The 7,072-nt window shown below is 51.3% G+C and carries 4 protein-coding genes; 1 reads left to right on the top strand and 3 read right to left on the bottom strand.

Annotated elements, in window-relative coordinates; genetic code table 11:
* Window positions 1-325 precede the first annotated feature (325 nt).
* Window positions 326-931 (bottom strand): DUF262 domain-containing protein, encoded by a 606-nt coding sequence (locus tag EGJ22_RS25370; RefSeq protein WP_029887770.1) that lies wholly within the window; start codon window positions 929-931, stop codon window positions 326-328.
* 257 nt (window positions 932-1,188) lie between these two features.
* On the opposite strand from EGJ22_RS25370, the gene EGJ22_RS25365 reads away from it, so the two are divergent.
* A complete protein-coding gene (locus tag EGJ22_RS25365) occupies window positions 1,189-1,761 on the top strand; it encodes a hypothetical protein (RefSeq protein WP_029887769.1) in 573 nt (190 codons plus the stop codon).
* Between the two features lie 481 nt (window positions 1,762-2,242).
* Here EGJ22_RS25365 and EGJ22_RS25355 read toward each other — a convergent pair whose 3' ends face one another.
* On the bottom strand, window positions 2,243-3,466 hold the full coding sequence (locus tag EGJ22_RS25355) for a hypothetical protein (protein ID WP_125920455.1): 1,224 nt from the start codon (window positions 3,464-3,466) through the stop codon (window positions 2,243-2,245).
* 30 nt (window positions 3,467-3,496) lie between these two features.
* Window positions 3,497-4,756: an integrase gene (locus tag EGJ22_RS25350; protein WP_029887767.1), complete on the bottom strand. Its 1,260-nt coding sequence runs from the start codon at window positions 4,754-4,756 to the stop codon at window positions 3,497-3,499.
* Window positions 4,757-7,072 lie beyond the last annotated feature (2,316 nt).

Here is a 7,072-nt window from a genome sequence, read left to right as displayed (position 1 = left end):
TGGTGTCCACTTAAATTAGGTGGACACCATCGCCTTTGGCGTCGGGGTCAGGAAGGTGAGTTGGCCGGACGGTTACGGTTAGCTTGAAGCCGTACCCATGGATCCACTGGTGACGAGCATGCAAACATACATTGAAGAAGACTGGATCTAGCCGGAAGAGGGCGCCCTTACACTGTCATGTCAGGGCATCTGCGGAGGCAAGCGGAGCGCGCAGGCCTCCGGCCGGAGGCGTGAGGATGGAAGCCCAGCGGGCCGCGACGCCGGCGGAAGCCGGTGGCGCGGTTTACGACAGCCGACCCCAGGGGGGGGCACGCTAATCATTTAATCAAGCAGATGCCCGCTGATCTTCAGTATGTGGAGTTCCACCGAAGGCTCGAAGATCGTAAACCTTACGTAACGCAGCCTCATCACCAGAATGCACCCGGGCTTGAGCAAAAGGCATCGCCAAGAAACGCTTACGCTCCTTGTCACCGACCTCCGCCCAATACCGCACACACCCATCCGCATCGGGCACGCCAAACCTGCCAAGCAGATAGCCTTCCAGGGCTGTGAGCCTCTGCTGGCCATCTAGCAAAACCTCGCTGTTCAGCGCATAGGCGCCACCATCAGCAAACTCATACCAACCGTTCACCAGGTAAGACCCAAGATCTGAACCCATCCAGATTGAAGTGATAAACCGAACCTGCTGCTCCTCAGTCCAAACTGAAGGCCGTTGCCAGGGAGCCAGGGGATGTCCCATGGCAAACCGAGTCGCCCACGGATACTTGGCACGAGCCCGTGCGGGATCAACTGAGTAGGCCTCCAGGTTGGACGCGAGCATGTCGATCTGAAACATCTGTAGCGATGCGTCCAATTGCTTCTTGGGCATTTGAATACTGCCCGACTCATCGGCGCCGCTGAGTCGCTGAAATACTGCGTTTGATAGGGCCATTTAATGTCTTTAACTGAAGTAGAGGGATGTGCAGACCACGGGGCATTTCTTTTCAAACATTTCCGCGGCCTGAATCGATGACGGGAAGATAACACAACAGGGGAGGGGCGTGATATCTGCACATATGTACAGCTACGAAAAAATCATATACAGCATAGGCACCTCTGAAAGGGCACGAAAAATTTCTCAATACAACTCAAGTTCTCAGAAAATCATCCGTTTATGGTGATAGACCCACTGTCTAAACTGAGGATTTAATGAGTTTGAATATCAATACCGCGCCAGCCACTCAGAGTTTTCAACGTCAAATTCGCTGCTGGCGCGAAAGTGATTCTAATAATCACTGGGAGTGTACGATCACGGGCGTGGGCGAGGGCGGTGTAAGGCTCCAGTTTGACTCTCATGGCCTTGAATTCAGCTTAGCAGTCGCCTATGAGTTGGCTTTCTACCTTGCCGAAGCGATCGCCATCGTGGAGCAGTCCAGTGCAGAGCCGACTACGGCAGTGGTCAGAGAAGATGAGCCACTACTGAAGCGGGAATACAGACTGTTCCTGGACTGGCATTTGAACGCAACCGGTGAGATCCCCTTCAGTAAAGCTAGCACCGCACTCATGCCGTTTCCCGAGGGCTATGCAGGAGTCTCTATCCAGACAGTCAGACCTGGTGGTGTTGAAATGGAGTTCGAATGCTCTAGCTATTCATTTTCGAAAGATGACGCAGCCTGGATTATGGAGAAACTGCTTGAGGCAAGCGGGCAAACGCTTGAAATTTACGAACGCCACTGTCTCTTTGAAACGCTGAAGCGCCAAGGCTACAAGATCCGCGGCTGACAATCCGAGGTGCAATCATGAGCGCTGGACACCTTGTCCTAGCGCTCAGGTACTCGATGGCAAGCGGAGCGCGCAGGCCTCCGGCCGGAGGCGTGAGCATGGAATCCCAGCGGGCAGGGACGCCGGCGCTAGCCGGTGGCGCTGTTTACGACAGCCGTCCCCATCGGGGCACGCCATCTCAGATCAACGCAGGGCAGGGGATCTTGATCAAAAGTTCGTGACCAAGATCGAGTCAATCACCGGGCGGTACCTCTTTAACCTTTCTATTGGCTGGATCTACGAGATACTTCAAGGCCTCACGACTCTCTAAAACCTGGTCGCGAATCTCCTCGAGATCAATCGACATACCGCCGCGGTCAGTCGTTCTGAGGGTCTTGAGGCTGTTAACAGCCTCGATGAATTGACGCTCACGTGTTATCTCGGCTTCTGACCTACGATCAGGAAAAAATAAAGTCCAGAGCTTGGAGAGTACACCCATATCTCAGCGAGCTCGGTATTTGGGGTGCCACGCATAATACCGAGCGAATACGTTATCACTCGTGGATCCGCGAACCATCAGGCGAAAGTGATCAAATGGCAAAAATTCTGCCAAACGCATCAACGAAGTCTCACGCAGCCACAGCAGAGAAGCATTTCGAAAAGGAGAGTCATCCGGAACCTCAACGCCCAGATTTTCCAGATTCATCACTACCTGATTGCAAATGGATTTGAAAATGAGGTTCGCATGCCTACTGCTAATACCACCGCGGCCGCTCTGAGTAGAAATTAGTGGTGTCGGATCGAGGCTAAGGGGTGTCATATGCGTTCCCAGATAAGTTCGAAACCGCGCAACCCATCGCTCAACATATTCTGATGGTATCATAACATGCTTCAATGCAGGAAAATGCGGAACATCCAGCCTGTAGGTGCCATCATCTTTCCTGCACAAAGACTTCATAAGAATGACCTTGCCAAACTGTTCAATCTCGCTTGGCTTCAATTGCAGATAATAAACTGTAATAATCAGGAATAGCTTTCGCTCAAAACCTGGATCCGCTTCAGCCATTGCCTCAGCCACTGCAACGAACTCCCGCCACTCAGATGCATTAAAGCACCTTTTCCCTTCATGTACGGCGTACAAAGGTGCATATTGTCTTGACCGGTGAAGCTCATGTGCTGGGTTTTTATCAAGAACGTCTTCTCCGGCTAGGTGCAAGTAGAATTGGTTGATCACTGCCATTACTCCAGCAAGTATCGACGAGCCCGTAATTTTTACTTGGTCGCCCTCAATCTGCGACGTGCTCAGGCTCGGCCTAAAGGGTCTCCAAGCCGGATTCACAACCATGGCCCTAGAGCTTCGTTTAGCCGAGGCGCGCATTAGACGCTTTTCGGGGCTTTGTGCAATCCAATGATCTGGTGGGCACAAACAAAAATCCATAAAGCAACGAATATCAATTTCATCAAGCTCCGTTACTGGTTTCTCTACGACCAGCAAACACCACAACAACAACCTCTCAGCCGCTGCACGATAAACGGTATACCGGGTAGCTACCGCATTGGCCTGTAGGAAACTCTTAACCCAAGCATAGCTTTCTAAAGGCCGTGCTTCGGCTGCGCAGGCCTGAAGCTGAGAGAGAACATATGGAGACTCATATTCTAGGCTCTCGGCATCCAATTGCAGGATTTCTTCAATCCCGAAGAAACAAGGGAATGGAATGTTGTTCATTTTCTCTTCCTTGGAAAGTTATCACAGGAATCAGCCGCGATCCTTCATACCAAGCTTCTTTATGGAGTAAGCGCGCTGATCATCCTGACTGCTGTAATAGACATTCTGAGTAGTCGAAAGGCTGCTGTGTCGGAGATCGGCTTGCAAATCCTTGGGATCACGGAAAGGCGCATCGAATGTTGCTGCGGTATGGCGCAACCAATGCGTAGAAGCCACACGCAGATTTTGGATCTCACCTTCATGACGACCCTCTGTGACCATACGGCTAATCGCAGTATCAAAGACTGCGCGCATGATGATACGAACCATCCTAGTCGACAGGCCGGCTTTTCCGTCAAGCGTCATCAACAGTGGAGTGGTTTCGTTAGGAAAGGGTAGGGGGTTTAACCCCAAAAACTGCCTGTACCGTTTAAGGTAGCATTCGACATAGTCCGTCCGGACTGCGATTTTTCCGATTTTATTACCCTTGCCAACCGCGTGAAACCACCAATTTCCGTCGTGATCTAAGCGAAAATCCCCCATAGAAGGCTCCCAATTATCTCTCCCGCAGATATCGGAAACCCGGAGGTACATAGAAAACAAGGTGGAAGCGATGAACAGAGTGCGCTCATGCCGCACTGGATCCGAATCCGCCATGACTTCAGCGGCCTCGAGCACGTATTCCCATTGCAAGGGAGTAAGCGCGCGTGTCGTCTTTACTTGGGCAGAGCGACCCTTGAATTTGGATTTCTGCTTGATTGCTCGAAATGGATTTACGACAGCACATATCCCTTCATCGATGGCGTATTCAAAGAAGCTGTTACAGACCGAGAACACTTGGGCGATGCTGCCGGCTGTCAGGTTGTAATAGCCACCCTTGGTGGTTGTAGCGAAGGGACGCCAGGCAGGGTTCGGGATCAAAGATCCGCCGTCGACCGCATGCCCGCGAAGGTAGCGATTTCTTACTACTTGACCAACCCAGACCTCCGGGGGATTCATACAGAACTCTAGGAAAGCCTCGGCGTCCGAACGTCGTAACTCAAGCAGCGGACGCTGACAAATCAGCAGCGACCATAACAAAAGCCGCTCCGCATGAGTACGATACGAGTTGAATGTTGCTTCATTGCTTGTGTAGGACTGCAGAAAGCCTCGTACTGCGCCATAGCCTGCCTGGGCATCTGCTTGGGCAGGGAATTCGCTCAGATACCGATGAACCGTGAGTGCGACCTCATCATCAGTCTCAGTGGAAGATTCGATAAACCACCGGTGGGTACTGAACAATGGCAACAGTGCAAATGGAGCTGTCTTCATGTCACTGACCATTTCCGGTTCTGGCACTTATCGGAAATGGAAGGCTTACGCTCCTCTTTAACGCTCCAGCCAACTGTCCACAGCGAACCATATAAAGCCTCATGAAAAAACAATACAGATGCTTAAGTAAACATAACTCAACGCAGTTCACAACCCCTTCACTCGAAACACGGGAGAATATTTGCACCGGAGTCGATAGATAATTATTGATATATTGACGGACAGCTCGCGATTTAGCGATGGAATTAGGGCCTCCCATCCCTGGCACCATCCGTCAGATCCGCTGGCAGGGCTCTTGAAATCAAGCCGAGCACATGCTCATATAATGAAGCTTCTTCGAAGCTTCACTCCCAAGCCACTTTCTCAAACATACCCCCTCCGTCCTAGATCATTAAACGACAATTGAAATGATCACTTTTAAAAACATAACCGCCTTCCCGGCTGCGAGCAGGGCCTACACGGATCAGCCGCAGCTTTCCGGAAGTGTTTAAAAATGATCATTTACTCGACCCCCCCTCAGCAACCTAATTTGCAGCACAACACTCGATAGTGTCGCGATCATTTTAAAGTTAAAAATGATCAGCAACCGACGACTGAAGCCGCAACCCATCAGGGGATGGCACATGCGCGTGTGATAATTTAAAAATGATGATCACTTAGCGGAGTAGGTCGGAGTGCAACCACAAGCACTTTCATGATTACTCAACTAAATGAATATTTAGTTGAGTAATTATTGGATTTGTCCTTGAAACCTCCTACAAAGGCGAGGGCTTCACTGCTCAGGAGGCACCTCCGAAACTGGAGAATAGCTGCGAGATTGCCCCGAGATGCACCTCCTGTAAAGCAATCCTGGCGCGCACCAACTCTATACCTTTCGGCTCATTCATCAGTGAGCGATAAACGAGGTCGTATTTGGTCTCCTGTAAGCAGTCTCGGAGACCTAGCAAGCAGGCGTAACACTGTATGCCGCGAATAAGTGTAAAAATGATGATCATTTTTTACTGATACGGACTGACTTCAATTAGACCTCATTCGGCTCCTCCTGCGCGAACGCCTGACCCGAATGGGCGTTGTCGCCCTGTACGCGCTATTTTCTGGACGGTATTGCGCTTAGGGTGGCGCTGGTAGGTGTGTTACCTCAGTGGCAAGCGGTGTGGGCACTTCTGGTCTGGAGCCTTGTTAGGGTGTCGATCATTTTTAAGATCCGATCATTTTCTGATGGAAGACCGGCACGCCCAGTGAAAATCCGCATGCTGTGTCTAGACTTGGCCACTTCTCATCATTTAGGCACACAATGATCAAAATACCTCCCGCAATTCTGAGCGATGGGCTTGCAAAGCATGAACTTAACCAATTGATAAATATGGAAAATCTGCTGGCGCACATCGTCAATCGACATGGTCAAAATTTCCTGAGCGTCACAAACGTCCCACTGGCAGGAAGTAAACCTTGAACTCGGAGGAAAATCACCGCAGTACAGGGATTAGTTCAGAAAACGTCCTAAGAATTATTTCCGAGGACTTGAGCCTGCCTCAAATCTACCCACCCTCGGCCCCGGTGGCTCCATACAAAAGATGCGCATAATGCATATTATGTTAAATGCAGTGTACCTAAACGACACCGAGGTTGTCACCGGCCCCCGAAAAACAGACTTTCCCTGAATTGACCATACACCCTCGAATCAACCCGTTACGCTCCATCTCTCCAGTACCTCCTTGCCTCCGTCAGCCCCGCCATCCCTGATCGCCCGGTTTGAAAACCATAATTCAGCAACTAGCGATCCCATTCGTAATCCCATCGTCTAGTTCAGCCTACGCACTCGATCTTCGGTTGAAACTGAAGCTTCACTGAACTAAGCCGACGATTGCCCCAGTTTAGTCTTCTCCTGTCGTACCGGTGCTTTGCTCGACGATCGGCGCCGTCGCGTAAGCCAGCGCTCAAGTCACCCCAAGCCAATTCGCTATTGATCCCCGCGCCTCAAGCGGTCTGAATCTGATTTTACATCCGGCTACATCCTTCGGCGTCTACAATTTACATCCGTGCGCTGGCACTCTACGGCCGAGTTCTGGCGTCTATGCAGCTTGGGCCAGGCTGTCAGATCAGATCGCTTACAGGCAGCCGCAGCCGAAGCCGGCGATCCGAGCACGTTGCGTGCCTAGTGGCCACAGCTTGTTTTACGGCCGCGGCCACGATCAAGCGACCGTCACGATTAAGGCCGTCGTTCAACAGTCGCTCAACCCTAAGCGCTCCATGAACCCCACCTACCGCCAGATGAAGCTTTGATTTACCGTGGCATTTCCGGCGAGCAGTTCCACG

The sequence above is a fragment of the Pseudomonas sp. p99-361 genome (assembly GCF_003935475.1).
GTDB classification, from domain to species: Bacteria; Pseudomonadota; Gammaproteobacteria; order Pseudomonadales; family Pseudomonadaceae; genus Aquipseudomonas; species Aquipseudomonas juntendi.
Note: the sequence above shows the minus strand (reverse complement) of the source record. Positions and strands in the feature narration are given on the sequence as shown.